Genomic DNA, 26,638 nt, shown 5'->3' on the forward strand with positions numbered 1-26,638 from the left:
GGAAGCACAATATCCTGCCGGCTGCTTTATCAACTTTGCTATAAAGAATTAAATAAAGGGTGTGATTCTTAGTGTTTACAGCCATATTCGGTGCGTTCGAGTCAGGGATTATTTACGCAATTATGGCACTTGGAGTTTATTTATCGTTCAGGGTCCTGGACTTTCCTGACTTAACGGTAGATGGAAGTTTTGTGACTGGAGCGGCGGTAGCCGCAACCATGATTGTCAGCGGTGCGAATCCTTTTCTGGCTACGATCACTGCCTTATTTGCAGGTTTTATTGCCGGCTGCCTTACTGGTATTATTCATACTTTCGGAAAAATCAATGCGCTGTTATCAGGAATCCTTATGATGATTGCTCTGTATTCAATAAACCTTCGTATAATGGGTAAATCGAATGTTCCGCTCTTGAACACAGAAACTGCTATTACACATGTCAGGGATTTTTGGGATAAAACAGGAATTGATTCTTTTTTCAATAGTATATTAACCATGGCGGGACTTGGCGGCAGCCTCCCGAGAACATGGGGCATTATCCTATTTATGTTAGTTGTAACACTGGCAATAAAGTTCTTGACAGATCGGTTTCTTCAGACGGAGATTGGTTTAGCTTTAAGGGCTACAGGTGACAACAAGAGGATGATCCGCAGTCTTTCTGCCAACACCAACATGATGGTGATTTTGGGGCTTGGCCTTTCCAATGCAATGGTTGCTTTCTCCGGAGCATTGATTGCCCAGCAAGGAGGATTCGCCGATGTTGGCATGGGTATCGGAATGATTATCATCGGTTTGGCTTCAGTCATCATAGGTGAAGCGTTATTTGGCACAAAATCCATTGCCAGAACTACTCTGGCGGTTATTGGCGGAGCGATTATCTACCGCATCGTAGTGACCATGGCGCTGAGAGTGGAGTTCCTGGAACCTGGTGATATGAAGCTGATTACAGCAACTATTGTCATCCTTGCTTTAATAATGCCGAAGATTATTGACCGCACAAAGGAGAAGAAACGGAAAGCCAAAAGACTGGCAGGAAGCTTGAACATAAGTGAATTGCCATCAGGCGGAAAGGGTGAGACTGATGCTGCAATTAAATCAGATTCATAAAGTCTTCAATGAAGGTACTCCAGATGAAAAGATTGCACTGGATACGATCAATCTCACATTGAATGAGGGGGACTTTGTCACCGTAATCGGAAGTAATGGGGCAGGGAAGTCCACTTTAATGAATATAATTTCCGGTGTCATGATCCCTGATGTTGGTTCCGTTTATATTGATGGCCAAAATGTCACGGGCATGTCTGAATATAAGCGGGCAAAACTCATAGGCCGGGTTTTTCAGGATCCGATGGCTGGTACGGCTCCATCCATGACAATTGAAGAAAATCTCGCGATGGCATATTCAAGGAATAAAACAAGAACATTAAGAAAAGGAGTTACGAAAAAGCGCAAAGACTATTTTCGTGAAGTTCTTGAAACTCTCCATCTTGGCCTTGAAAACCGCCTAAATGCAAAAGTTGGTTTATTATCAGGAGGAGAACGGCAGGCACTTTCATTATTAATGGCTACCTTCACGGAGCCATCCATTCTTTTGCTCGATGAACATACCGCTGCTCTTGATCCGGCTCGCGCAGAGCTTATAACGAATCTGACAAAAGAAATTGTTAAAAAGTACAACTTAACTACTTTAATGGTCACTCATAATATGCAGCAGGCGCTGGATTTAGGAAATAGGCTGATTATGATGGATAAAGGCCAGATTATTCTTGAAGTAGATGATGGACAGAAACAGCATTTAACAATTGAGCAGCTTCTGAACGAATTTCAGCGGATTCGCGGAACAAAAATGGCAAGTGATCGTGCTCTGCTTTCTTAGAACAATAAAAAGGATTAGCCAAATTTGCTGGTTAATCCTTTTTTTATGGGTGTAAATGAAAAGAATTTTTAAAGTTTTTACAATTTATTGACTATTTATTTAACGTAATGGTATCATATCGTTAAATAAACGTCATACATATTTTTATATATAACAGGGAGTGATGGAATGAAACCTGGGCTGCAAATTGGAAATCAGGCAGTTGTCCATGCAGTGGTATCTCCTGAGATGTTCGCACAGTTTGAAGGGGAGGTCATTCATCCTGTCTATTCAACCGTAACGATGATCTATCACATGGAGTGGGCATCCCGCCTGCTGATTATCCCTTACTTGGAAGAGGGAGAAGAAGGGATGGGGGGAGCTGTTTCTGCCAGGCATTTATCCCCATCACCTGAAGGCTCATCCATTATCATTACGGCTACCGTATCCAAGCTGGATGGAAATTCAGTTTACTCAACTGTAACCGTCCATAATGGAAAAATCCTGGCAGGCAAAGGTGAAGTCAAACAGGTGATTCTGAAGAAAAGCAAGATTGCAGAAATGTTAAAGAGAGTTTAAAAGATTAGAAGCATCTGAGCCTAAAAAAGGCATTTTAATTTAATCTTATTGTAAGCGCTATCATAAATAAAGGGGAGAATGAAATGACAGATATGTTTCAAAAAATTAAAGATCATGAACAAGTCGTTTTCTGCAACGATGAATCTACCGGTTTAAAGGCTATTATTGCAATCCACAGCACCAGATTGGGGCCGGCATTGGGAGGCTGCCGTATGTTTCCATACAACAGTGTCGATGATGCCCTTGAAGATGTCCTCCGATTATCAAAAGGCATGACCTATAAATGTGCAGCTGCCGATTGTGACTTCGGAGGCGGGAAGGCTGTAATTATCGGGGATCCATTAAAAGATAAAACACCCGAACTATTCCGTGCTTTTGGCCAATTTGTTGAATCATTGAACGGGAGATTCTATACAGGAACAGACATGGGTACTTCTACAGAAGATTTTGTTCATGCCCTAAAGGAAACGAATTGCATTGTAGGGGTTGATGAGGTTTATGGAGGAAGCGGCGATTCTTCGGTACCAACTGCACAAGGTGTTATTTATGGCCTGCAGGCAACCAGTAAAGCCCTGACAGGAGCAGAGGACCTTTCAGGCAAAAGTTATGCCATTCAGGGACTAGGCAAAGTTGGATATAAAGTGGCAGAAAGACTGCTGGAGGAAGGGGCAGATTTATATGTGACAGATATCAGCCGGCAGGCAATCGACCAGCTCCTATGCAAAGCGAAAGAAATTGGTGCCGGGGTGAAGGTACTATCCGGAAATGATATATATGAGGCACCTGCAGACTTTTTTGTTCCATGTGCAATGGGCGGGGTCATTAATGATGATACAATCGGCCTGCTTAAAGTAAAAGCGATCGTAGGTTCTGCCAATAACCAGCTTATAGATATGCGACATGGTCAGATCCTAAAAGATAAGGGCATATTATACGCTCCCGATTATATTGTGAATGCAGGGGGATTAATCCAGGTAGCAGACGAATTATACACACCTAATAAGGAAAGGGTACTCCGCAAAACAAAAGCTATTTATAACTCTCTTCTGAACATCTACGAACATGCTGAAGCAAATGGTATAACAACAGTGGAAGCAGCCAACCAATTCTGCGAGAGCCGCATTGAAGCGCGCACACGCAGAAATAGCTTTTTCTCCCATATGAAACGCCCGAAGTGGTCAGTAAGGACCTAATTTTTTTGCTTGGATAACAATGTATGTACCGTATAAAAGTGATAAAAATAATTCAATAGCCAAAGGGTGAGAAGATGGAAAATCACTTTCCGATCAGACGGATAATGGACGAAAATGGAAACATCATCAATTCCGATTATGAAGAAAAAATAACTGAAAAACTTGTAAAAGAGTTTTATAGACATATGGTAAGAATCCGTATTTTTGACCGCAAGGCTATTTCACTCCAGCGCCAGGGCAGGATAGGCACATATGCACCTTATGAAGGACAGGAGGCTTCCCAGGTCGGAACTGCAGCTGCCCTAAGGGAGAACGATTGGATGTTCCCTACCTATCGCGATCACGGAGCAGCTATGACCTTTGGCCACTCACTGCGAAATATCCTGTTGTTTTGGAACGGAAGAAATGAAGGGTGTGTGCCGCCTGATGGAAAGAAAATTTTTCCTCCGGCCATCCCGATTGCGACACAAATCCCTCATGCGGCAGGAGCTGCTTTCGCTGAAAGGAAAAAAGGTACATCAAATGCCGCTATTGCTTATTTTGGAGACGGTGCGACTTCAGAGGGGGATTTTCATGAAGGGTTGAATTTCGCCAGTATTTTTAAAGCTCCGGTTGTCTTTTTTAATCAAAACAATCAATACGCCATATCTGTTCCATTTAACAAGCAGATGAATACAAAAACAATCGCCCAGAAAGCCCTGGCTTACGATATTCCGGGAGTCAGAATAGATGGGAATGATGTTTTCATGGTTTATTTTGAAACCTTAAATGCATTAGAAAGGGCTCGTAAAGGTGAAGGGCCGACACTAATCGAAGCAGTTACGTGGAGATATGGGGCACATACCACTGCAGATGATCCATCTAAATACCGTGATCAATCGGAAAGCACCAATAGAAGACAGGAGACTGACCCTATTTTAAGACTGGAGCGCTGGTTGAAAAATGAGGGGAGATTCGATGAGCAATGGGTGCGGACAACTGAAGAGAAAGCTGCTGCTGAAATAGATAAGGCTATAGCTGAAATGGAGGATTTTCCTCCTGCCGATCCAGCAGTTATTTTTGACCATGTCTTTGCAGAGCCGACATGGCAAATCAGGCAGCAGAAAGAGGAGTACCTGAAGATGATGGGAGGTGACCGATAATGAAAACGGCAGTAGAAGCAAAAACCATGACATTGGTTCAAGCTATTACCGATGCACTGGATACCATGCTGAATGAAAAGGAAGAGGTTTTGCTGCTGGGCGAAGATATCGGAAAGAACGGTGGTGTTTTTCGCGCAACTGATGGTCTTCAGGCTAAGTATGGCGAAGGCCGTGTAATTGATACTCCTTTAAGTGAAGCGGGATTTGTCGGAGCGGGGATTGGCATGGCTGTAAATGGGTTTTTGCCGGTGATTGAAATTCAGTTTCTGGGTTTTATTTATCCTGCATATGAACAAATCATGACACATGCTTCGAGAATCCGAATGAGGACGATGGGACATTTTACTGTTCCGATGGTTATAAGGGCTCCATATGGTGCAGGTGTAAGGGCTCCGGAAATTCACTGTGATTCAACGGAAGCCATTTTTACACATATGCCAGGCATTAAAGTAGTCTGTCCTTCCAGTCCCTATGACGCGAAAGGACTGCTGATTGCTGCCATTGAAGACCCGGATCCAGTTCTGTTTCTTGAGCCGATGCGCTGCTATCGTTCGGCCAAGGAGGAAGTTCCTGAAGGGAAGTATAGCATTGATATTGGCAAAGGCAATAAGCTCATGGAGGGTGATGATGTGACGGTCATTACATGGGGAGCCATGGTGCCTGAGGCTATGAAAGCGGCAAAGCTGATGAAAGAAAAAAACACTCATTGTGATGTGATTGATTTAAGAACTCTTTTCCCTCTGGATAAAGATATGATCGCAGAATCTGTCCAAAAGACAGGGAGAACAGTCATTGTCCATGAAGCTCATGCTACCGGCGGAGTAGGAAATGACGTGCTCGCCATTATTAATGATACATCGTTTTTATATCAGAAAGCACCTGTTGAACGGGTTACTGGATTTGATGCACCAGTGCCATATTTCGGTTTTGAGGACCATTACCTGCCAACTCCGGCAAGGATCCAGCAAGCAATAGAAAAAGTAATGAAGTTTTAGGAGGAGAGACTGTGGAAGTGAAACTTCACGATATTGGAGAAGGCATGACAGAAGCAGATATCAATTGCTTTTTAGTCAAACCTGGTGATGCTGTCAGAGCCGATGAACCGCTAGTTGAAGTACAGACTGATAAAATGACTGCTGAAATACCTGCTCCCAGAGCGGGAATTATTAAGGAATTTAAAGTGGAGCCTGGCGATAGGATTACAGTGGGGACGACCATCTTAATTATAGAGACTTCGGGACATGATGCCATTGAGAAAGTGAAGGTCACTTCTCATCCTGCAAACACTCCTAAGCCGCAGGAGCCAGTGCAATCTTTTTCGGCATTCAAAGGAAAACGGGTGCTTGCTTCCCCATTTACGAGAAAAATAGCACGCGAAAATTCGATAGACATTGAGAATATTACAGGGACTGGTCCTGCCGGCCGTATTTTGGATGAAGATATCTATCAATACTTAGCATCTGCACAGAGTAAGCCTGACCCAGCTGAACAGGAGCTAGCGGATTCGATAGATACTATAATAAGCCCGCCTGCTGAGAAAGGAATCATTCCGTTTAGGGGCAGAAGAAAACAGATTGCCAGGAAAATGGCACAATCCCTCAATACCATTCCGCATTGTACCCATTTTGAAGAAATCGATGTAACCGAGCTGATCACTTTCAGAAAAGAACTTAAAATTCTGAACGAAAATATATCTGCAACAGCCTTTTTCCTGAAGGCATTGTCAATTTGCCTGAAAGAATTTCCTGTGTTCAATGCAGTCCTGCATGAAGAAAAAGAAGAAATACATTTGGCAAGTGTACACCATATCGGTATTGCGGTTGATACGGATGAGGGGCTCATCGTTCCGGTCATTACCCATGTTGAGAATAAGACAATCAGAGAAATTCATGCGGAGATGAAACTGCTCACGGAAAAAGCAGTGGAAAATAAGCTTTCTGTCAAAGAAATATCTGGAGGGACATTCACGATCAGCAATGTGGGACCCCTGGGCGGAAGCTTTGGAGCGACACCGATTATTCAGCATCCGCAAACCGCACTGGTATCTTTTCATAAAACAAAGAAGATGCCTGTTGTGACAGACGATGACCAGATTGTGATCCGGTCAATGATGAATATATCTATGTCTTTTGATCATAGAGTTGCAGACGGGGCGACAGCTGTACGCTTTACTAACCGGTTTGCTGAATTGATTAAAAATCCGAAAATGCTCGTTCTGGAGATGGTATAAATGGTAGTTGGAGAACTGGCACATGAGCGCGATGTCATCATTATCGGCGGCGGTCCCGGAGGGTATCATGCTGCGATCCGTGCTGCACAGCTTGGACGCAGTGTTACATTGGTTGAACAGGACCAGCTTGGCGGGATTTGCTTAAATAAAGGCTGCATACCTTCAAAGATCCTAACACAGTCTGCAGAAAAATTCACTTCATTTCAAGAGGGGGAAAACTGGGGGCTTGAAGGAGGAGATATATCGATTAATTTAAACAAGCTTAAGCAATACAAGCAGAAGAAAGTTGAACAGCTCCGGGCAGGAATTGAAGCACTCTGTAAAGCCAATAAAATTGAGATGCTTAATGGTTCAGCTTTTTTTCTGTCGGAGGATAAGGTTGGCATCGAAAAAGGAGACAAATTTGATGTTTTCAGATTCAGAAATGCAATCATTGCGACCGGAGGAACACCTGACAAACCACCTTGGATCAGAGAGTTAAGTGAAATGGTATTAGATCAGCATTCCATTTCAGAGTTGAGTGAATTACCCGATAAACTATTAATCTATGGCAGTGACTATATTGCGCTTGAAATAGGTATGGCTTTTCAGACACTGGGATCTAAAGTGACTATGATCCTTAATGATGGTAAAGAGGATTTTGATTTTGATCAATCCATTTGCCGGGAACTGAAGAGGATTTTAAAAAAGAAAAAAATAGACATTGTAAGAAATTCGGATGTAATGGAATTACAGCAAAATGAAGGCATGTTTACAGTGTCCTTCGAATTAAAGGGAAAAAAAGAAACAATTTCAGGCTCACATTTTTTTGTTTCAACACCCATTAAACCAAACACTGATCAGCTGGGACTATCCCGAATAGGGGTTGAACAATGTGCAGCGGGGTTTATAAAGGTGGATGCCCAAAGCAGGACTACACAGAATCATATCTTCGCAGTGGGTGATGTAACAGAAGGTCCGGCCCTTGCTGTTAAAGCAATTAAACAAGGAAAAACAGCTGCAGAAGCTATTGCTGGGATTCAATCTCAATCGGATTTCCATTTCATTCCAATTGTAGCTCATACACAGCCTCCTATTGCAAGTGCAGGGTTAACGGAAAAGGAAGCAATTAACATGGGCAACGATATTGAAATTGGCCAATTTTCATTGTCCGCCAACGGATTTAGCGCTCTGACCGGAAAAAAAGAAGGATTTATAAAAGTCATCAGCTGCAAGGAAAAACAAGTTCTTCTGGGAATCCACATGGTAGGCACTGGGGCAATAGAGCTAATTTCAGCCGGCATTATTGCATTGGAAATGGCAGCCAGGGATGAAGATCTAATTTTCCCAAACTATCCCCATCCAAGTGTAAATGAAAGCTTGCTCGAAGCTGTAGAAGCTTTAAGGAATCAGGCTATTCACATCCCGCCCAAAAGTATAAATGAGCAAATATTAAAATTGTAGCTTACTTTAATGCAGAAGTGCATTATAGCTTTAACTTGAACTCTTGAGAACGTTTGCAGGTTTCATATATGATAAATTCAAAATATTACTAATATTTGAAATGGAGGGGTTAGCATGAAAGATGAAAAAATGTTAAAGGAACAAAATAAAGCCGATTTCTTTCCTGTGAAGGAAGTAGATTATTTAGAAATCTACTCAGGGAATGCGAAACAGTCCTGCCATTTTTTCTGCACGGCTTTCTGCTTTAAGCCAGTTGCTTATTCTGGTCTGGAAACAGGCAATAGGGAAACGGTGTCTTATGTTCTTCAGCAAAGAAAGATCCGCCTCGTAATTACCGGAACTTTAAATGATAGTTCCAGAGTATCGAATTTCATTAAAAAGCATGGGGATGGCGTAAAAGATATTGCTTTAGCCGTCGATGATGTTGAAACTGCCTACAATGCTGCAGTCGAAAGAGGCGCAATTGAAATACAGCCGCCTTTTGAGATAAAGGATGAGCAAGGCACAGTAAAAAAAGCAGTTATTGGTACATATGGAGATACAATTCACACACTTGTCGAACGCAATAACTATAAAGGCGTATTCATGCCTGGCTTTGAGCCTTATCAAACGGAAGTTCCATTTGAAGATGCCGGTTTTATAGGAATCGACCATGTTGTTGGAAATGTAGAGAGAATGGAGGAATGGGTGAATTATTATGCAAATGTAATGGGCTTTAAGGAAATGAAACACTTTACAGATAAAGACATTACAACAGAATATTCCGCACTGATGTCAAAGGTCATGCATAATGGCGGCAGGATAAAGTTCCCGATTAATGAGCCTGCAGAAGGGAAACGCAAATCCCAGATTGAGGAATACCTTGAATACTACAACGGCCCAGGTGTGCAGCATCTGGCCATCCTGACAGAGGATATCGTCAGCACTGTCAGCATCCTTCGCAAAAATGGGGTGGAGTTTTTAAGTACACCTGATTCTTACTACGAAATGCTTTCTGAACGCGTAGGAAAGATTGATGAAGAGATTGATAAACTGAAAGAATTGAATATACTCGTTGACCGTGACGACGAAGGGTATTTGCTGCAAATCTTCACGAAGCCAATAGTTGACCGCCCCACCCTTTTTATTGAAGTCATTCAGCGTAAAGGTGCAAGAGGGTTTGGTGAAGGCAACTTTAAAGCACTCTTTGAATCAATTGAGAGGGAACAGGAAAGACGCGGGAACCTATAATTTTTCAGCCTAAAAGGGAGATGCTTTCTCCCTTTTTTAATAATTAAGTAAGGAGGCAGCGCAGATGTCCAGAATCCAGACCAAAAGCGCAGTGGAGAAGATTGTTTCTTATCCTCTTGGCAGCTCGCCGGAAGAGATCAAAGAAAAGTTCAATTTAATGGCTGTCCGGAAAATGTCTGATAATGAAAATGTGTATGGGTGTTCACCAGACGTGAAGAACAGCATCAGCAGAGCAATGAACAGTATTTATTTTTATCCGGACGGAACTGTTTCCCTGCTCAAGCGCAAACTGGCCGGGTTCTACAATATTGGTGAAGATAAATTTATAATAAGCAATGGTTCAGAAGAAATCATCCGCTTATTGACTAGAGCATACATAAGTCCTGGAGACGAAGCTATTATGGCACAGGTAACCTTTCCGAGATATGAAACAAACGTCCTGATTGAAGGCGGCAGTGCTATAACTGTCCCGCTGCATAATGGCACTCATAATCTAAATGCCATGTATGCGCAGATCAGCAAAAAAACAAAAATGGTATTTATCTGCAATCCTAACAATCCTACCGGAACCATTGTCGGTAAAACAGAACTTCTGCAATTCATCGAAAAAGTTCCTTCGAATGTCTTGATTATTCTAGATGAAGCTTACTATGAATATGTGCAATCTGCAGATTACCTTGACTCTATTTCACTTTTGGAAAAAAAGCCAAACTTGATCATTCTGAGGACTTTTTCAAAAATTTATGGTCTAGCCGGACTCCGTGTCGGCTATGGAATTATGGATTCCGAGATAGTGAATGAACTACAAAAGGTAAAAGATGTTTTTAATGTCAATCATCTGGCACAGGCAGCCGCTGCAGCAGCATTACATGATCAGGGCTTTATAAGGGAATGTGCTGACAAAAATGCCAATGAGATGGAATTTGTGAGCCAAAAGTTAAAAGATATACACGTTGGCTTTTTTCCTTCCCAAACCAACTTTATTTATATTTACAGTCAGTATCCTTTGGCGGAAAACTTGATTGCAAATGGCTTAGTTGTACGGCAAATGAAGCTTGAGGGATATCTTGATGCTTTTCGGATGACTTTAGGTACAAGAGAAGATAATGAAGCAGCCATGAATGTGATAAACAAACTTTTAAATGAAAAGGCGGTGTAAAGTGTATGGAATTAACTCCTGCCAGTCTGGAATGGAATGACGCTTATAAGCTGCTGGTTGGTTCTATCCTGCCGCGTCCCATTGCGTTTGTTACCACGATGGATGTGGATGGAAATGTAAATGCAGCTCCATTTAGCTTTTTTACTGCTATATGTGCAGATCCGATGCTGATTTGTTTTTCACCTATGCGAAAAGGGATGGATGGCTCTAAGAAAGATACGCTCGCCAATATCGAAGCGACAAAGGAATTCGTTATTAACATTGTCAGTGAGGACTTTACTGAAAAGATGAATATTTGTGCTGCGGATTATCCTGCTGGTACAGACGAACTAATCGCCGCCGGGCTAACTAAAGAAAAAAGTGCGACTGTGAATCCTCCTCGGGTGAAAGAATCAAAAGTCCACCTGGAATGCAGTCTCCATCAGGTGCTCCATTTTGGAGAACAACCTGGTTCAGGAAGCCTTGTGATTGGAAAAGTGGAGCATGTGCATGTTGCTGAAGGAATATACGAAAATGGAAGGATCAATTCAGAGAAATTGAAGCCAGTTGGCCGGATGGCAGGACATATATATACCAGGCCGATGACGGATATATTTGAATTAATCCGAAAAACAGACCCAAGGTGATGCTATGAAATTCATAACCTTCCAAAAATCAGATGGATCCATTAGAGCTGGCTGGCTGAAGAATGAGGAGCATGCCGTTGATATGCATGAAGCAACCAATGGTGTTCTTCCTAAAACAATGCTGGCATTCCTGGAGAATCATGAATTTTTTATGGAATACTTATCTTCCGGCAAAAAACTGAAGGACACTGATAGAGGGGTTTATCCTTTATCAGAAGTCACCTTAAAAGCTCCACTTCCAAATCCAAAAAGCTTCCGGGATTTTTATGCTTTCGAGGAACACGTGAAAACAGCAAGAGCCAACCGCGGTCTTGATATGATACCCGAATGGTATGACATACCAGTTTTTTATTTCTCAAATCATTTAAGCATCAAGGGGCCGAATGAAGAAATTTTACGACCAAGCCATTGCGAATGGCTTGATTATGAGCTTGAAATTGGCTGCATCATTGGAAAAGAAGGAAGGGATATCAAAGCTTCTGAAGCCGATGATTATATTTTCGGGTATTGCATCTTAAATGACTGGAGTGCAAGAGACATTCAGCGCAAAGAAATGAAGGTAGGCCTTGGCCCTGCAAAAGGGAAGGATTTTGCCACTTCTGCAGGGCCATATATCGTTACAAAAGATGAGCTTGAGGATTTCCGTGTTGAAAACGGCTATGATTTGCCGATGACAGCAAAAGTAAACGGGACTCTTCTATCTGAAGGGAATATGCAGGATATCTACTATTCTTTTTACGAAATGATTGAGCGGGCTTCTGACGGTGTAACCCTTTGCCCAGGTGAACTGATAGGCTCCGGGACTGTTGGCAGCGGCTGCATCCTTGAGCTCGGCACAGATGTTCACCGCTGGCTTGAATCAGGAGATGAAGTGGAGCTTGAGATTGCAAGTCTTGGAGTCTTAAAAAATCGAATTGCAAACGAGTGAGGTGGAAACATGTTTTATCGCCAAATGGGTAGAATCCCGCACAAAAGGCATACGACTTTCAAAAAATCGGATGGAACTCTTTTCAGGGAACAGGTTATGGGAACAAAAGGTTTTTCCGGTACCCAATCCATTCTTTATAATCACTATATGCCTACAGAGGTAGCACGAAGTGAGCTGATAGGAAAATATGTTCCCGAGTATGAAGAGCAGGAAAGCTTGAAGCACCGCCATTTGTTTACAGATCAAATCGAAAAGAAAGGGGATGCGCTTTCAGCCAGGGAATATCTGCTTGGGAATGATGATCTTTTAATAGGCACTATAAATATTACAGAGCCGATGAAAAGCTTTTACCGGAATGGTGATGGCGATGAGATGCTCTATATTCACTATGGCACAGGAAAGATTGAGACCATGTTCGGAACATTAACCTATCGTCCGGGGGATTATGTCATTATTCCGATTGGCACAATTTACAGGGTGATTCCGGACAAAGAGCAATTGACTAAAGTGCTTCTGGTGGAGTCCTTCAGCCAAATTACAACCCCAAGAAGATACCGGAATGAATATGGACAGCTGCTCGAACATAGTCCATTCTGCGAAAGAGATATTCGGGGACCGGAGACCTTGGAAACATATGATCAAAAAGGGGAACATGAAGTTATTACGAAAACAAGGGGATATTTGCATTCTCATATCCTGAACCATCATCCGCTTGATGTGGAAGGCTGGGACGGCTATCTCTATCCGTGGGTATTTAATATTGAAGACTTCGAGCCGATTACTGGAAGGGTCCATCAGCCCCCGCCAGTTCATCAGACATTTGAAGGACATAACTTTGTTGTATGTTCTTTTGTTCCCAGGTTATATGACTACCATCCAGAGGCCATCCCTGCCCCTTACTATCACAGCAATGTCAACAGTGATGAACTGCTTTACTATGTGGAAGGCAACTTTATGAGCAGAAAGGGTATCAGGGAAGGCTCTATCACCCTTCATCCAAGCGGGATTCCACATGGGCCTCATCCTGGGAAAACAGAAGCCAGCATCGGAAAAAAGGAAACACTCGAGCTTGCTGTAATGATTGATACATTCAGGCCATTAAAATTGGTAAAGAAAGCTAAGTCAATAGAAGATGAAAAGTACATGTATACGTGGGTTGAATAGTAAAAAGCACTTTCCCTTTTTCCTTAGGGAGAGTGCTTTTTTCTACTTTTCATTCTGCCAAATGATAGCGATGGTTCCTTCACCTGCATGGGCAGCAATAGTTGAGCTTATTTCACCAATGATAATATCGAGGCGGGGAAAGTGTGATTTTATTTCCTCCGCCATTTCCTCCGCTTTTCCGGGCACATTCCCGTGCATGATTTGAACCTGAGGAATGGTGTGGCTTTCGTATGCATCCCCGAGCAATTCTATCATTCTTTTAATTGCTTTTTTATCCGAACGGACTTTATCAAACAATTCAAACTCCCCGTCCCGGTTAATCCGGATTATTGGCTTTATTTTCAATATGCTTCCCAGCAAGTATTGTGTTCCTGACATTCTGCCGCCTTTATAAAATTGCTCAAGGCTTCCAAGCAAAATATAATTCTCAGATTTAGCTGCCTCACCTTGCAGGATTTCAGCAATCTTATGTGCTGGCATATCATTCTCAGCAAGCTTTAATCCTTTGTACATTAAAGACGTAATGGCATAAGACATGCATTTTGAATCAACTGCCGATACAGGGAACCCTGCCAGCTCTGATCCAGCCAGGCAGCTGTTCATCGTGCCGCTTAATTTGCTGGAAACATGTACGGCAACCGCAGCATCATATTCATTCTTCAATGATTCAAATAGCTCAGCAAATCTCCCGGAAGATGGCTGTGAAGTTTTAGGAACTTCTTTTTCAGTCCGGATTCGGCTATATAGCTGCTCTGTGTTTAAATCAATGCCATCTTCAAACGACTCCTCACCGAATGTTATTGATAGAGGCACAACATAAACATCAGGATGTTCGAGCAGCTCCTCAGAAATATAAGCTGTGCTGTCTGTAATCCAGGCAATCTTCTTTTTTATCATGAATGTTCTAAGTCCTTTGCCAATTATTTTTCATCAATATTAACCGCTTCCATTATTGAAAACTTCCCTTATTATACACGAAGAAATCATTGCCTGTATTGCTTTTGAGTGATCCATTTATAGGAAATGACCAGAGTATGCTATTAGAATGTTTATATGGAGCTCCTGAAGGCAATTAAGTATCTTTTGTGAACAATGTTTGTACCTGATAAAAAGGGGCCTGAAATGAAAAATCCCCTGCTTGGCAGGGGAGTGTGATTGTGTTTACTTTATTGACCTGATACCGTTTAAACTTATTTATTGAGATTAAAAAACTTTCGTAGTCCAATCCTCACAATTCCAAATATCGGTCGCAATTTCACGATAGAAATCAGGTTCGTGGGATACCATCAAGATACTTCCGCGATATGCCTTTAAAGCACGCTTTAATTCTTCTTTTGCATCCACATCCAAGTGATTGGTAGGTTCGTCCAGAATTAATAAATTCGTTTCTGTGTTTAAAATTTTACACAATCGAACTTTGGCTTTTTCGCCACCAGAAAGGACTTCGATTTTACTTTCAATATGTTTCGTCGTTAATCCGCATTTTGCAAGAGCAGCACGAACTTCAGCCTGATTCATACTTGGGAACTCGCTCCAAATCTCTTCAATACAAGTGTTGTAGTTGGACTGTTTAACTTCCTGCTCGAAGTAACCGATGTATTGATACTCACCGCGTTCCACTTTACCCGAAATGGGACTAATCAATCCAAGAATACTTTTTAAAAGAGTAGACTTACCAATACCGTTAGCACCCACGAATGCAATTTTTTGTCCGCGTTCCATTTTCAAATTCAGCGGGCGGGAAAGTGGTTCATTGTAACCAATAACAAGATCTTCAGTCGTGAAAATCCAACGACTGGCTGCACGAGCTTCTTTGAAAATAAACTCTGGTTTCGGCTTCTCTCTTCCCAATTCAATAATTTCCATTTTGTCGAGCTTCTTTTGACGAGACATCGCCATATTACGAGTCGCAACACTTGCCTTGTTGCGAGCAACGAAATCCTTTAAATCAGCAATTTCTTGTTGTTGACGCTTGTATGCAGACTCCAGCTGCTGCTTTTTCACTTCATATATTTTTAAGAAGTTATCATAGTCACCAACATAGCGATTCAACTCTTGGTTTTCCATGTGATAGATCAAGTTAACAACATTGTTCAAGAATGGAATATCATGTGAAATCAAGATAAATGCATTCTCATATTCCTGTAAATAGCGCTTCAGCCATTCGATATGCTGTTCATCCAAATAGTTTGTAGGCTCGTCCAGTAAAAGGATTTCAGGCTTTTCCAGCAAAAGCTTAGCTAGTAAAACTTTCGTACGCTGCCCACCGCTAAGATCATCTATATCACGATCAAGTCCAACATCGTCTAATCCCAGGCCACGAGCAACTTCCTCAACTTTTGAATTAATTTGATAGAAATCATTACTATCTAAAGTTTCTTGCAGCTCGCCAACTTCTGCAAGTAATGCATCGATATCAGCGCCTTCATCACCCATTTTTGCATAAAGTTCATTGATCTCTGATTCCGCATCAAAAAGATATTGAAAAGCAGTACTCAAAGCATCACGCATCGTAGTGCCTTTTTTAAGTACAGCATGCTGATCTAAGTAACCAACACGAACTTTCCGTGACCACTCAACTTTCCCCTCGTCGGGTTGCAGCTTCCCGGTAACAATATTCATGAAAGTAGACTTACCCTCACCATTTGCCCCAACTAGTCCAACGTGTTCACCTTTTAAAAGTCGAAAAGACACATCATTGAAAATCGCACGATCACCGAAACCGTGACTTAAATTTTGTACATTTAATACGCTCATTTTTTTACCCCTTCTCTAATATTCCATGTGGATATCTTACTAGATTTAGACTGTTTTTTCTATCTAAAGTTATTTCCTGTGAAAAATGTAATTCGATTATAGGGATAAATTGAAAGTAATGTTGGGGGATTATCAAATAGGGGGTCACACTAACACTTTACCCGGAAAAAAGGTGCCAATTAGGTTATTGGCACCTTTCTCTGTTTCTAATGGTTCACTTAACTCCCTGCGGAACTGCCAGGCCAAGACCTTTAGCAATACGTGTACCGTAATCAGGATCCGCTTTAAAGAAATGCTGAATCTGGCGATGCTTAATTTCTTCTTTTTCTACAGGCTTCATGGCAGCAACAATGTTTGCCACAAGACGGGAGCGTTCCTCTTCACTCATTAAGCGGTATAGATCACCGGCTTGTGTGTAGTGGTCATTATGATCATACACAGCGCTTTCGGCTAAACCGGAAACAGGGTATGCAGCCTGCTTGTGCTCCGGTGCCTCAGTAGGTCCTCCAAAGCTGTTCGGCTCGTAATAAACAGAACCTCCGCCATTGTTGTCAAAGCGCATCTGACCGTCACGCTGATAGTTTTGCACTTCGTTCTTAGGGCGGTTGATTGGCAGCATCTGATGGTTTGCACCTACGCGGTAGCGGTGTGCATCATGATAGGCGAACAGACGGCCCTGGAGCATCTTGTCAGGTGAAACATCAATACCCGGCACGAGCGTTCCAGGAGAGAAGGTAGCCTGCTCAACTTCAGCAAAGTAGTTTTCAGGATTTTTATTCAGTACCATGCGTCCTACTTCGATTAAAGGATAATCTTTCTGTGACCATACCTTTGTTACATCGAATGGATCGAAGCGGTAAGTATTTGCATCTTCTAGCGGCATGATTTGCACGCATAGTTTCCACGATGGGAAATCGCCATTCTCAATTGCATTAAATAAATCCTCTGTATGGTAATCAGGGTTTTCTCCAGCCATTTTCGCTGCAGCGTCCACGCTAAGGTTTTTAACGCCCTGTTCAGTTTTAAAGTGATACTTTACCCAGACACCTTCTCCTTGTTCATTTACCCACTTAAATGTATGGCTGCCGAAACCGTGCATATGTCGAAGGGTTGCAGGTATGCCGCGGTCTGACATTAAGATGGTTACCTGGTGCAGAGACTCAGGGGATAAGGACCAGAAGTCCCAAACGGCTGTGGGATTTTTCAGATGTGTCTTTGGATCACGCTTTTGTGTATGAATGAAATCAGGGAATTTAATTGCATCCCGGATAAAGAATACAGGCGTATTATTTCCTACAAGGTCGTAGTTTCCTTCTTCTGTATAAAACTTAACGGCAAAGCCGCGCGGATCGCGTACAGTATCAGCAGAACCAAGTTCGCCGGCTACAGTTGAAAAGCGTACGAATAAAGGCGTTCTTTTGCCTACTTCAGACAGAAATGCGGCTTTTGTATATTTAGTGAGGTCATTTGTAACTTCAAAATAGCCATGTGCACCCGCACCTTTTGCATGAACAACACGCTCAGGCACACGTTCTCTATTAAAATGGGCGAGCTTCTCCAGTAAGTGAACATCCTGAATCAATGTTGGCCCTCTTGAGCCTGCAGTCATTGAATTTTGGTTATCGCCAACAGGTGCGCCCCAGCTTGTCGTGAGATTATTCTTTTTTGTCATTCGATAATCACCTCATAAAAGTTTTAATAACTTGCTTATATTTGTAATGATAACACTTCTCAAAGTAAAATCAATACTTTTTTATAATTATTATAAATAAAAATCAATTATTAAGAAGAAAATCCTATAAAAAGGTGAGGAGAATGCTTGTTTTAAATGGCATTAATATATTTATATTTGCGTTTTTTCTTAAAAGAACTGGTTTTTTCAGAAGGAGGAGAGGAGGATGATCATATAAATTTATTGGAGCACATAAAAAAATCGGGCGGTATAGGGAACCGCCCGATTTACTGGCTAATATTTTCTCTTATAATCGGCATGCTCATGCATCTTGGGCCACCCCGTCCTCTTGAGAGTTCTGAGCTGAGAATTTCAATGACCTCAACCCCATTTTGACGGAGGATGTCGTTTGAGACATAATTCCGGTCATAAGTTACAACAACACCTGGAGCAATTGCGAGTGTATTGGATCCATCGTTCCATTGTTCACGTGCCGATGCAATCGGGCAGCCTCCTCCACAAGGGATTAACACTAATTCATCAAGATGAAGAACTTCTTTTAGAGTTTCCTTCAAAGAGTTTTTCTCTGTAATTTTAAGAAGGTCGGAATTCTCCTCCTGTTCCAGTATGTAAATCTTCATACTGCCATCTCTATCTTCAATAGCTGGATGGTAGGTGAACTTATCGTGGTCAATCATAGTAAATACAGTATCCAGGTGCATGAATGCCCGGATTTTGGGAATTTCAACTGCGACAACTTTTTTTATGGATTTCTGGCGGGCGAATAGTTCCATTGCAAGTTTTTCTATCCCTTGTGCAGAAGTTCTTGCGCTGACACCAATGGCTACCGCTTCATCGCTCAATATCAGTTCATCTCCGCCTTCCAGTGAATAGAGATCATCACGTTTAAAGTAAGCAGGGATTTCATGTTTATTGAAACGGGGATGATGATTCACTATGTAGTCCATAAAAATGGATTCCCGTCTCCTTGCAGGTTCATGCATTCGATTAATGGTAATCCCTTCACCTATAACCGCAGCAGGATCCCGGGTAAAATAGAGGTTTGGCATCGGGTCCAGATAAAAAGGATAATGATCCGGCATCAGTTCATGAAGATGAATTTTCTTATCCTGATCAATATCCGATTTTACGACACCTGACATCACTTTCCTTACCAGCTCATCTGGCGGAAGAGATAAGAGATAGTCTTTTACTGTTTCGTAGGAACCATTTATATTCGATTGACTTTCCCATAAGACCTTTTCAATAAAGGAAATTCTCGTCTCGTCCTGCTGAATGGCTTCTGTCATCAATTTATCAAGATATAAGACCTCAATTCCCCGATTGCTTAGTATATTGGCGAAATAATCATGTTCTTTTTGAATGGCAGGCAAAAAGGGAATGTCATCGAATAAAAGTCTTTTCAAATATTGAGGTGTAAGATTTTCAATTTCCTTGCCCGGCCTGTGCAGAAGGACCGTCTTTAATTCTCCAATTTCAGAAGTTACATTTAATGGATGTTTCATTATAAATACCTCCAAAGGCAAAATGCCTGACCTATTTTTCTATGTTTGATTGGTTCCCTTTGTTTTCATAGAGTAAACAGCTAATTTGTGTGCATATTTATTCAATTGGGTAAAATGGGAAGGGTAAATTTTTTCAAACTAAAAGGGCAAACTATATAACAGGCAATCATAATGAAACTGAAAGAAAATCTGTCCTTCATAAGTGTACAAAATGAAAAAATGTGTTAAAGTATAAATTGAAAAAACCTTTACATAGCTTTATTTGTTTCATGAAATAATGTCCGTGCTGAAAATACAGTTGTGTATGAGTTGGCGACATTCAATAAAAATGAACTGGGGGATACTGAGATGACCAGCAAAATTTTAGATGCTTTTTTACAGGAAAACCTGGAGGATTTAAAGGATAGAGGACTTTACAACGTAATCGACCCTCTTGAAAGCCCAAATGGCCCTATAATCAAAATCAATGGAAGAGAACTGATTAATCTTTCATCCAATAACTATTTAGGTTTGGCCACTGATGAAAGACTTAAAAAATCAGCCATCGAAGCAATTGAGAAATATGGGGTTGGAGCAGGTGCTGTCCGTACTATAAATGGAACGCTTGAACTTCACACAAAACTTGAAGAAAAGCTTGCTGAGTTCAAACATACAGAAGCAGCCATCGCATACCAGTCTGGTTTTAATTGTAACATGGCAGCTATTTCAGCTGTAATGGATAAAAACGATGCAATTCTGTCTGATGAATTAAACCATGCATCCATTATTGATGGATGCCGTCTATCGAAAGCTAAGATTATTCGCGTAAATCATTCTGATATGGAAGATTTAAGGGCGAAAGCGAAGGAAGCAAAAGAATCTGGACAGTACAACAAAATCATGGTCATTACTGACGGTGTTTTCTCAATGGATGGGGATATCGCAAAGCTTCCTGAGATTGTGGAGATCGCGGAAGAATTCGATCTGATCACTTATGTTGATGATGCACACGGTTCAGGAGTGCTTGGAAAAGGAGCAGGGACTGTTAAACACTTTGGCCTTTCCGATAGAATCGACTTCCAGATCGGAACACTTTCTAAGGCAATAGGTGTTGTCGGCGGATATGTGGCCGGCAAAAAGGACCTGATTGATTGGCTGAAAGTCCGCAGCAGACCATTCCTATTCTCAACTTCTTTAACACCTGCTGATGTAGCAGCAAGCACGAAAGCCATTGAACTGCTGATGGAAAGCACAGAGCTGAATGAAAAGTTATGGGAAAATGCCAACTATCTTAAGGATGGTCTGGAAAAATTAGGATTTGATATCGGGGACAGTGAAACACCAATCACTCCTTGTATTGTTGGAGATGAAGTAAAAACACAGGAATTCAGCAAAAAACTCAATGAAGAAGGCGTTTATGCGAAATCAATCGTCTTCCCGACTGTCCCAAGGGGAACGGGACGTGTCAGAAATATGCCTTCTGCGGCACATACGAAAGAAATGCTGGATCAGGCTATTGCCATTTATGAAAAAGTCGGCAAAGAAATGGGAATTATTTAAGTTTGACTATAAAGCAAAATCTAGAAGGCAAAGAGGAAATGTTGGAGGAATAAGATGAAACGAATTATGATTACTGGAGCTTTAGGCCAGATCGGCTCTGAACTAACCTTGAAATTAAGAGAAATCTATGGAACAGACAATGTTATTGCAACAGACATCAGAAAAAATGAGTCTGAAGCTGCCCAATCAGGACCGTTTGAAATGGTTGATGTTACTGATGCAAAATCAATGCTGGATACGGCTAAAAAATATAATGTGGATACAGTCATCCATATGGCAGCCCTGTTATCAGCAACAGCTGAAGCCAACCCAGTATTTGCATGGAATTTAAATATGGGGGGGCTTATGAATGCACTTGAAACGGCTAGAGAGTGCAACGCACAATTCTTTACGCCAAGCTCCATTGGCGCATTTGGCCCTTCTACGCCAAAAGACAACACACCTCAGGATACAATTCACCGCCCAACTACTATGTATGGCGTGAACAAGGTAGCGGGCGAATTACTGTCTGATTACTACTATTACAAATTTGGTGTTGATACCAGAGGCTTGCGGTTCCCTGGTTTAATTTCTTATGTTACTCCTCCAGGAGGCGGAACGACTGATTACGCTGTTGAGATCTACTACGAAGCGATTAAAAATGGCCGCTATACTTCTTATATCGACCAGGGCACATATATGGACATGATGTATATGCCGGATGCATTAAATGCCATCGTTGATTTAATGGAAGCCGATGCAGATAAACTCATTCACCGCAATTCCTTCAATGTAACTGCAATGAGTTTTGAACCTGAACAGATTGCGGCAGAGATCAGAAAGCATATTCCGGGGTTTGAAATTTCCTATGAGGTGGATCCAGTGCGCCAGGCGATTGCCGACAGCTGGCCAAATTCGATTGATGCAAGCGCAGCAAAAGAAGAGTGGGGCTTCAAAGCAGATTTCGATCTAGCCAAGATGACTGCTGATATGCTTGATAAACTAAGAACAAAGTTATGAAAAAGCAAAAGGGACGCCGTATGGCAGTCCCTTTTTACAATTTTATATTGAATTGCTCGCGGAGAAATTCCTTTTTTTCCTCTTCGGTTAGTTCATATTTTTCTTTTGTGCCTTCTCCAGACTTAGTGACAGTCAATCCTGAGAGTGTAACACGGCCATTCTTTGTCGCAATAGTGGCCAGGTCGCCATGTGTAAAATGGGATTCAGGAGAAGTCTGATTGAAAAAACATGCATCATGAAATTCAATCAGCTGCTTTGGCTTATCAGAAAAACGGTAAAGAATCCTCCATTCACCATCCTCAAGTCTTTGAAGGTCATATTTACCTTCAACGGACTCTCTTATCCTGTAAGTTCCGCTTACATCTGTTTTTTCCTCACCCGTTAAAGGTAAAGGCTGCCTGACAGAATCGCCGAATCCTACATCCGCCAAATATGGAATTTGATTCAAATAAACCAGTATGGCTGCATGGGAATCTTCTCTAACCCATCCATCCGGCTTTTTGACGGTGCAGGAAATCAAGTGGGATTGAAATCCCAGTTCTGACAGCAGGTATTGAAAAAGGCCGTTTAATTCATAGCAAAAGCCTCCCCTGGTTCTTTCAAGAATTTTTTCATAAAACGCATCTCTGTCCAGCTGAATAGGAATTTTTCTTGTTACGTCCAAGTTCTCAAAAGGAATTTTGTGCATATGGCTGCTCTGAAGTTCTTTCAGATAATCAAGATCCAGATTACGTTCAGCCGATACTGCAATGCGTTTTAAATATTTTTGTGCATCCATTAAATCACTCCATAATCTTTTTTTAACCATTAAGAAGGAAAAGCAAATCAATTTGCAGTAATGAAATAATTATACTAAAATGTCATTATATTTACATTTTAGCAAATTACACACGGGGGTTTTAATATGGCATATGAAGTAACTGTTGAATTTTGCATGATGTGAAACTACGCACCAAAAGCCGCGAGTTTCGCGGAAGAACTTTTTACACATTTTCGCTCTGAGATTTCAAAAATGGAACTGGTTCCAAGTAAAGGTGGAGCTTTTGAAGTGACAGTTAATGGAAAAAAGCTATATTCCAAGCTCGAGACTGGCATTTTTCCTAAAACCAAAGAAATAATTGAAAAGATGCAGTTATAAACTGCCAAACCTTCTCCTCAGGGAGGAGGTTTTTTACTGATCCATAATAATATTATCGCAGTCTAACGGGCAGTAAGACTCCCGCTTCAAGACTCAGAAGAATCAATGGAGGATTATTAGGGGTCAAACTGCCCGTAAAGGCCCGATTGGTTCAACAAACAATCAGTGGGGGATAAAACCCAGCTGATTGAGGTTTCACTTTATGTAAACAAAGGGCAAAAAGGCTACCTCTATCTCAGTTTATCAATCGATGCTGATATCTCTATCGCATCCTGGACCAGCTTCATTTTTATTTATAAAAATCTCTAATATCTCATTTGAAAAATCTGCGCTTACCCTTTTATTAATAACTGAAAAAGGCAGCTTTACCTTACGCATACATGGCTGGCCGCAGCGAATTGGACCAGTTTCATCTATTTTAACCGCTTTAATGATCACGGTGTTTTCTTTTAAGGAAACGGTTACATCTTTTGAAACGCAACCTGTTAAAAGCGCCTCAACAATAATTTCCGCTTCCGTATCATATAAGTCGATGCGAAAAGTAATTTGATCCAAATATGATGAAAGCGGGTCCAAGTAATAATCCTCCATCCATTTTTCCAATTCATCCAAATTAAACGGATGGAAATCTTCCTTTTTGTTCAATTTCAAAACCCCCTTGTTTCAATCTATAGTATTCATTTAATGTAAAATAGTGAAAAATGATATAATAATCAGGCAAGTGCTGGAGGGATCTTTATGAAAAGTACAGTCAGAAATATTTTGCCGGTTCATGAACTGCAACAAGACCGGCGATTTACTCATTTAATGAAACAGTATGAACTTGACTTTATACATACAACTAACGTTTTTAAAGAGGTCATTGCTGAGATCAGGAATAACATTCTTGATGGGAATTGGGCCGGTGAGGAGCCTGGTACGGAAGAATTTACGGCCGCTATATTTAAAAAAGCAGAAGAGGTAATCACTGTTCGGTATGGTTATACACTTAAAAGGGTTATCAATGCCACCGGCACTATTCTTCACACTAATCTTGGCCGAGCGCGTTTAAGCAAATCAGCAGCCGAACATATGCTTGAAATTGCCAGGAACTATTCCAATTTGGAGTATAACTTGAATGAAGGAGCACGGGGATCCAGGCACAGTCACCTGGAAAGCCTGGTCAAAGAGCTGACAGGTGCAGAAGCTGCTATGGCAGTTAACAATAACGCTGCTGCCGTTTATATCATTCTAAAAGCGCTTGCTGAAGAAAAAGAAGTAATAGTTTCCCGCGGCCAGCTTGTTGAAATCGGGGGTTCCTTCAGGGTATCAAGCATAATGGAAGAAAGCGGTGCAAAGCTGGTTGAGGTAGGAACTACGAATAAAACCCACTTGGAAGATTATGAAAAAGTCATCAACGCAGATACAGCGATGATTATGAAGGTGCATACGAGCAATTTTAAAATTATTGGCTTCACCAAAGAAGTTGGAACTGACGAACTTGCCCGCCTGTCAAAAGAAAAAAGTATCATATTCTATGAAGACTTGGGCAGCGGTGCACTATTTGATTTTAAAAGCAAGGGAATCGGCAATGAGCCAGCTGTTAGCGATGTGGTAAAAATGGGAGCAGATATCGTTTCTTTTAGCGGGGACAAGCTTTTGGGCGGTCCGCAGGCAGGCATTATTGCCGGTAGAAAGGACTTAATCGAAAAGCTGAAAAAACACCAGCTTGCCCGGGTTCTTCGGGTTGATAAAATGACAATTGCTGCGCTTGAAGGCACGCTTATGGATTACTTAAAAGGGGAAGAGGGTCTGAAAAATATTCCGGTGGTCCATGATGTATTGACGACCAGTGATGAACTCGAAGCGAGAACAGCACAATTTCTTCACAGATTACAAGCAGCTGCGAAGGATTATGAATGCTCTATGAGAGAAAGTACAGGGCAAGTTGGGGGAGGCACAATGCCTGATGTTGAACTGCCGTCCTGGATTGCCGTTTTAAAGCACAGGCGCTACTCAGCGGAGCATATTGGCCGCAAGTTAAGAATAAATTGTACTCCTTCTGTAATAGTCAGGATATATAAGGAAGAAATACTGATTGATCTCCGGGCAGTAACTGCAAATGAGGAAGACATCATTATAAAAGCATTAACTGCCATTTAATTCTTGCAGCTGCCTGATCTTTAGGCAGCTGCTTTTGATTAAATTTTACATATCATGGTGGGAATTATGTTTTTGTCTGGTATGGTTACGGTTTTTCACTTTTTTCGAGCCGCTTAATGGTTCAGGCTGTCCATCGTTATTATGTCCTTTGGGTGCATTTTTTCGCATGTCTTTGCCATTGTTTTTGTTCATTTGATGCCCTCCTCATAATATAGGATGCTGACTTCCGCTCCAGGCAGCTGTTGTACTGTGCTGCCGTCTTACTGGCTGATGGGCAATAAGATAGAAGGAGATATTCACCTTCATCTCATGTGTTAGTTTGGCTCTTTTACATGAAAAATTGCCTTGCAAATTGTGGTTGAATTTCAAGATTTCCGCCTGAGTGATTTGGCGGAATATTTTATGGGTCAATTGCGCAATTTAATGGTACAAATTTTGTTAGGAGTGAACTAAGCATGCCATATCATAAAGATAAACAGCAGGCATTTCAGGCAGCACAGCAGGGAATGGAAGATGCACAGGAGCTATATGCTGAAATTGTAAAAGATTCTGCCAGTTACGGCCATCAGCTTAAACATCTTAAGCAGGAGGTAAATGAAGCGTACGCTCAAATTGAAAATGCCTTAGAGGTTGCATCGGATCATCAACGGGCACAATTGGAGAGATTTCAGCAGGACTTGCGATCCATGGTTGATGATGTGAACCAATACTAGAAAGTTATGAATGAATAAAATCAACCAAACCCGGCTGAAGCCCAGCCGGGTAATTTAATAAGCAGATAAAGGATTGTGCATTTCGATATCTTTACGGCAAAAGCAGCCTGCCTCCTCGAAGTGTCCTGGGGCAGGCAAGGCGCTTCCGCTTTCCTTATTTACTGATTCTTTTTCCTTTTTTTATTATTTTGCTTTTGCGCTTCTGTTAGGGGTTCATTGGCAAATTCCTCATTGTAGCCGGTGCCCATGCCCTGCCCTTTTGCAGCATTCATACCCTCAATAATATGATTAGCCTTTCTTTTAGCCATAGCGAATCACCTCCGTAGGACTATTTTTCCGTGGATGATGTCATTTTATGTTGTTTTTTAAAAGAGACATTCCTCTTTTTCGTTTTATCAGTATAATAACCAAGCAAGAACCGGTTTTATCTTCTAATTGAAAAACGCTATCAATTACGGCATTTAAAAGGCTAGAAGAAGTAAATAAGAAATTATGATAAGAAAAACTTATCAAAAACAATAACTTTCTTGTTATTTACTTATATAACAGGTTGTATTAATATAGGAATTGTGAGAAAAGTAAGGATGGATGAAAATTCAAACTTTTC

At 41.4% G+C, this 26,638-nt stretch carries 26 protein-coding genes; 18 read left to right on the forward strand and 8 right to left on the reverse strand.

The features are described from left to right. Positions 1-71: 71 nt before the first annotated feature. The 13 genes from ACEQ1T_RS08475 (at position 72) to ACEQ1T_RS08535 (ending at position 13,545) form a co-directional block, all read left to right on the forward strand. The gene (locus ACEQ1T_RS08475) at positions 72-1,103 is read left to right on the forward strand and encodes an ABC transporter permease (RefSeq protein ID WP_370222452.1); all 1,032 of its coding nucleotides are present in this window, start codon (positions 72-74) and stop codon (positions 1,101-1,103) included. Beyond that, positions 1,078-1,872 (forward strand): ABC transporter ATP-binding protein, encoded by a 795-nt coding sequence (locus ACEQ1T_RS08480; protein WP_206837366.1) that lies wholly within the window; start codon positions 1,078-1,080, stop codon positions 1,870-1,872. The genes ACEQ1T_RS08475 and ACEQ1T_RS08480 overlap by 26 nt, the downstream gene beginning before the upstream one ends. A 168-nt stretch (positions 1,873-2,040) precedes the next feature. Further along, entirely contained in the window at positions 2,041-2,430 is a 390-nt protein-coding gene (locus tag ACEQ1T_RS08485) for a thioesterase family protein (RefSeq protein WP_206837369.1), read from the forward strand. A gap of 83 nt (positions 2,431-2,513) precedes the next feature. Further along, positions 2,514-3,623, forward strand: a complete 1,110-nt coding sequence (locus ACEQ1T_RS08490; RefSeq protein ID WP_206837372.1) for a Glu/Leu/Phe/Val dehydrogenase — start codon at positions 2,514-2,516, stop codon at positions 3,621-3,623. A 74-nt stretch (positions 3,624-3,697) separates the two neighbouring features. Further along, positions 3,698-4,765: a pyruvate dehydrogenase (acetyl-transferring) E1 component subunit alpha gene (gene pdhA, locus ACEQ1T_RS08495; RefSeq protein WP_370222454.1), complete on the forward strand. Its 1,068-nt coding sequence runs from the start codon at positions 3,698-3,700 to the stop codon at positions 4,763-4,765. Continuing rightward, positions 4,765-5,760 carry an alpha-ketoacid dehydrogenase subunit beta gene (locus ACEQ1T_RS08500; RefSeq protein WP_206837378.1) on the forward strand — a complete coding sequence of 332 codons (996 nt, stop codon included), beginning with the start codon at positions 4,765-4,767 and terminating at the stop codon, positions 5,758-5,760. Before pdhA ends, ACEQ1T_RS08500 begins: the two co-directional genes overlap by 1 nt. Positions 5,761-5,771: 11 nt before the next feature. Beyond that, positions 5,772-6,995 (forward strand): dihydrolipoamide acetyltransferase family protein, encoded by a 1,224-nt coding sequence (locus tag ACEQ1T_RS08505; RefSeq protein WP_370222456.1) that lies wholly within the window; start codon positions 5,772-5,774, stop codon positions 6,993-6,995. Further along, positions 6,996-8,438: a dihydrolipoyl dehydrogenase gene (lpdA, locus tag ACEQ1T_RS08510; protein ID WP_206837383.1), complete on the forward strand. Its 1,443-nt coding sequence runs from the start codon at positions 6,996-6,998 to the stop codon at positions 8,436-8,438. 114 nt (positions 8,439-8,552) lie between these two features. Continuing rightward, entirely contained in the window at positions 8,553-9,668 is a 1,116-nt protein-coding gene (gene hppD / locus ACEQ1T_RS08515) for a 4-hydroxyphenylpyruvate dioxygenase (RefSeq protein WP_370222458.1), read from the forward strand. 64 nt (positions 9,669-9,732) lie between these two features. Continuing rightward, positions 9,733-10,827: a histidinol-phosphate transaminase gene (hisC, locus tag ACEQ1T_RS08520; RefSeq protein WP_370222460.1), complete on the forward strand. Its 1,095-nt coding sequence runs from the start codon at positions 9,733-9,735 to the stop codon at positions 10,825-10,827. Between the two features lie 5 nt (positions 10,828-10,832). Further along, positions 10,833-11,453: a flavin reductase family protein gene (locus ACEQ1T_RS08525; protein WP_206837392.1), complete on the forward strand. Its 621-nt coding sequence runs from the start codon at positions 10,833-10,835 to the stop codon at positions 11,451-11,453. A gap of 4 nt (positions 11,454-11,457) precedes the next feature. Continuing rightward, positions 11,458-12,381, forward strand: coding sequence for a fumarylacetoacetate hydrolase family protein (locus ACEQ1T_RS08530; protein WP_370222462.1), 924 nt, complete (start codon positions 11,458-11,460; stop codon positions 12,379-12,381). A 9-nt stretch (positions 12,382-12,390) separates the two neighbouring features. Then, complete coding sequence (locus tag ACEQ1T_RS08535; protein WP_370222464.1) at positions 12,391-13,545, forward strand: homogentisate 1,2-dioxygenase; 1,155 nt, start codon at positions 12,391-12,393, stop codon at positions 13,543-13,545. Between the two features lie 42 nt (positions 13,546-13,587). Here ACEQ1T_RS08535 and ACEQ1T_RS08540 read toward each other — a convergent pair whose 3' ends face one another. The 4 genes from ACEQ1T_RS08540 to arcA all read right to left on the reverse strand — a co-directional run bounded on the left by ACEQ1T_RS08540 (position 13,588) and on the right by arcA (position 19,500). Further along, positions 13,588-14,442: a DegV family protein gene (locus tag ACEQ1T_RS08540; protein WP_206837400.1), complete on the reverse strand. Its 855-nt coding sequence runs from the start codon at positions 14,440-14,442 to the stop codon at positions 13,588-13,590. Positions 14,443-14,748: 306 nt separating this feature from the next. Continuing rightward, positions 14,749-16,302 carry an ABC-F family ATP-binding cassette domain-containing protein gene (locus ACEQ1T_RS08545; RefSeq protein WP_206837403.1) on the reverse strand — a complete coding sequence of 518 codons (1,554 nt, stop codon included), beginning with the start codon at positions 16,300-16,302 and terminating at the stop codon, positions 14,749-14,751. 214 nt (positions 16,303-16,516) lie between these two features. Next, positions 16,517-17,974, reverse strand: a complete 1,458-nt coding sequence (gene katA, locus ACEQ1T_RS08550) for a catalase (protein ID WP_206837405.1) — start codon at positions 17,972-17,974, stop codon at positions 16,517-16,519. A gap of 287 nt (positions 17,975-18,261) precedes the next feature. After that, positions 18,262-19,500 carry an arginine deiminase gene (arcA, locus tag ACEQ1T_RS08555; RefSeq protein ID WP_370222465.1) on the reverse strand — a complete coding sequence of 413 codons (1,239 nt, stop codon included), beginning with the start codon at positions 19,498-19,500 and terminating at the stop codon, positions 18,262-18,264. Positions 19,501-19,848: 348 nt separating this feature from the next. Here arcA and ACEQ1T_RS08560 point away from each other — a divergent pair, with 348 nt between their 5' ends. Both ACEQ1T_RS08560 and ACEQ1T_RS08565 read left to right on the forward strand, forming a co-directional pair. Then, on the forward strand, positions 19,849-21,039 hold the full coding sequence (locus tag ACEQ1T_RS08560; RefSeq protein WP_370222466.1) for a glycine C-acetyltransferase: 1,191 nt from the start codon (positions 19,849-19,851) through the stop codon (positions 21,037-21,039). Positions 21,040-21,093: 54 nt separating this feature from the next. After that, complete coding sequence (locus tag ACEQ1T_RS08565) at positions 21,094-22,038, forward strand: L-threonine 3-dehydrogenase (RefSeq protein ID WP_206837410.1); 945 nt, start codon at positions 21,094-21,096, stop codon at positions 22,036-22,038. A gap of 34 nt (positions 22,039-22,072) precedes the next feature. Here ACEQ1T_RS08565 and ACEQ1T_RS08570 read toward each other — a convergent pair whose 3' ends face one another. Continuing rightward, positions 22,073-22,816, reverse strand: coding sequence for an arylamine N-acetyltransferase (locus ACEQ1T_RS08570; RefSeq protein ID WP_370222467.1), 744 nt, complete (start codon positions 22,814-22,816; stop codon positions 22,073-22,075). Between the two features lie 126 nt (positions 22,817-22,942). Here ACEQ1T_RS08570 and ACEQ1T_RS08575 point away from each other — a divergent pair, with 126 nt between their 5' ends. Next, positions 22,943-23,176, forward strand: coding sequence for an Rdx family protein (locus ACEQ1T_RS08575; RefSeq protein WP_349769501.1), 234 nt, complete (start codon positions 22,943-22,945; stop codon positions 23,174-23,176). Positions 23,177-23,419: 243 nt separating this feature from the next. On the opposite strand, the gene ACEQ1T_RS08580 is transcribed toward ACEQ1T_RS08575, so the two are convergent. Continuing rightward, a complete protein-coding gene (locus ACEQ1T_RS08580) occupies positions 23,420-23,821 on the reverse strand; it encodes an Hsp20/alpha crystallin family protein (protein WP_206837415.1) in 402 nt (133 codons plus the stop codon). A 93-nt stretch (positions 23,822-23,914) separates the two neighbouring features. On the opposite strand from ACEQ1T_RS08580, the gene selA reads away from it, so the two are divergent. Then, positions 23,915-25,318, forward strand: a complete 1,404-nt coding sequence (selA, locus tag ACEQ1T_RS08585) for an L-seryl-tRNA(Sec) selenium transferase (RefSeq protein ID WP_370222470.1) — start codon at positions 23,915-23,917, stop codon at positions 25,316-25,318. 45 nt (positions 25,319-25,363) lie between these two features. Here selA and ACEQ1T_RS08590 read toward each other — a convergent pair whose 3' ends face one another. Next, positions 25,364-25,510, reverse strand: coding sequence for a small acid-soluble spore protein P (locus ACEQ1T_RS08590; protein WP_009334725.1), 147 nt, complete (start codon positions 25,508-25,510; stop codon positions 25,364-25,366). A 263-nt stretch (positions 25,511-25,773) separates the two neighbouring features. Here ACEQ1T_RS08590 and ACEQ1T_RS08595 point away from each other — a divergent pair, with 263 nt between their 5' ends. Next, positions 25,774-26,031 carry a hypothetical protein gene (locus ACEQ1T_RS08595; RefSeq protein WP_009334724.1) on the forward strand — a complete coding sequence of 86 codons (258 nt, stop codon included), beginning with the start codon at positions 25,774-25,776 and terminating at the stop codon, positions 26,029-26,031. A gap of 158 nt (positions 26,032-26,189) precedes the next feature. On the opposite strand, the gene sspO is transcribed toward ACEQ1T_RS08595, so the two are convergent. Continuing rightward, on the reverse strand, positions 26,190-26,339 hold the full coding sequence (sspO, locus tag ACEQ1T_RS08600; RefSeq protein ID WP_206837421.1) for a small acid-soluble spore protein O: 150 nt from the start codon (positions 26,337-26,339) through the stop codon (positions 26,190-26,192). Positions 26,340-26,638: the final 299 nt, after the last annotated feature.

The organism is Cytobacillus sp. (assembly GCF_964223445.1).
GTDB lineage: Bacteria > Bacillota > Bacilli > Bacillales > Cytobacillaceae > Cytobacillus.

What these genes read in the sequence shown, in the direction of transcription:
- hisC (WP_370222460.1), top strand. Translation starts at nt 9,733, where the DNA reads ATGTCCAGAATCCAGACCAAAAGCGCAGTGGAGAAGATTGTTTCTTAT.
- ACEQ1T_RS08590 (WP_009334725.1), bottom strand. Translation starts at nt 25,510, where the DNA reads ATGAACAAAAACAATGGCAAAGACATGCGAAAAAATGCACCCAAAGGA.
- ACEQ1T_RS08485 (WP_206837369.1), top strand. Translation starts at nt 2,041, where the DNA reads ATGAAACCTGGGCTGCAAATTGGAAATCAGGCAGTTGTCCATGCAGTG.
- ACEQ1T_RS08540 (WP_206837400.1), bottom strand. Translation starts at nt 14,442, where the DNA reads ATGATAAAAAAGAAGATTGCCTGGATTACAGACAGCACAGCTTATATT.
- katA (WP_206837405.1), bottom strand. Translation starts at nt 17,974, where the DNA reads ATGACAAAAAAGAATAATCTCACGACAAGCTGGGGCGCACCTGTTGGC.
- sspO (WP_206837421.1), bottom strand. Translation starts at nt 26,339, where the DNA reads ATGGCTAAAAGAAAGGCTAATCATATTATTGAGGGTATGAATGCTGCA.
- ACEQ1T_RS08500 (WP_206837378.1), top strand. Translation starts at nt 4,765, where the DNA reads ATGAAAACGGCAGTAGAAGCAAAAACCATGACATTGGTTCAAGCTATT.
- ACEQ1T_RS08565 (WP_206837410.1), top strand. Translation starts at nt 21,094, where the DNA reads ATGAAACGAATTATGATTACTGGAGCTTTAGGCCAGATCGGCTCTGAA.
- ACEQ1T_RS08570 (WP_370222467.1), bottom strand. Translation starts at nt 22,816, where the DNA reads ATGGATGCACAAAAATATTTAAAACGCATTGCAGTATCGGCTGAACGT.
- ACEQ1T_RS08490 (WP_206837372.1), top strand. Translation starts at nt 2,514, where the DNA reads ATGACAGATATGTTTCAAAAAATTAAAGATCATGAACAAGTCGTTTTC.
- ACEQ1T_RS08530 (WP_370222462.1), top strand. Translation starts at nt 11,458, where the DNA reads ATGAAATTCATAACCTTCCAAAAATCAGATGGATCCATTAGAGCTGGC.
- lpdA (WP_206837383.1), top strand. Translation starts at nt 6,996, where the DNA reads ATGGTAGTTGGAGAACTGGCACATGAGCGCGATGTCATCATTATCGGC.
- selA (WP_370222470.1), top strand. Translation starts at nt 23,915, where the DNA reads ATGAAAAGTACAGTCAGAAATATTTTGCCGGTTCATGAACTGCAACAA.
- ACEQ1T_RS08525 (WP_206837392.1), top strand. Translation starts at nt 10,833, where the DNA reads ATGGAATTAACTCCTGCCAGTCTGGAATGGAATGACGCTTATAAGCTG.
- ACEQ1T_RS08535 (WP_370222464.1), top strand. Translation starts at nt 12,391, where the DNA reads ATGTTTTATCGCCAAATGGGTAGAATCCCGCACAAAAGGCATACGACT.
- ACEQ1T_RS08480 (WP_206837366.1), top strand. Translation starts at nt 1,078, where the DNA reads ATGCTGCAATTAAATCAGATTCATAAAGTCTTCAATGAAGGTACTCCA.
- hppD (WP_370222458.1), top strand. Translation starts at nt 8,553, where the DNA reads ATGAAAGATGAAAAAATGTTAAAGGAACAAAATAAAGCCGATTTCTTT.
- pdhA (WP_370222454.1), top strand. Translation starts at nt 3,698, where the DNA reads ATGGAAAATCACTTTCCGATCAGACGGATAATGGACGAAAATGGAAAC.
- arcA (WP_370222465.1), bottom strand. Translation starts at nt 19,500, where the DNA reads ATGAAACATCCATTAAATGTAACTTCTGAAATTGGAGAATTAAAGACG.
- ACEQ1T_RS08545 (WP_206837403.1), bottom strand. Translation starts at nt 16,302, where the DNA reads ATGAGCGTATTAAATGTACAAAATTTAAGTCACGGTTTCGGTGATCGT.
- ACEQ1T_RS08560 (WP_370222466.1), top strand. Translation starts at nt 19,849, where the DNA reads ATGACCAGCAAAATTTTAGATGCTTTTTTACAGGAAAACCTGGAGGAT.
- ACEQ1T_RS08595 (WP_009334724.1), top strand. Translation starts at nt 25,774, where the DNA reads ATGCCATATCATAAAGATAAACAGCAGGCATTTCAGGCAGCACAGCAG.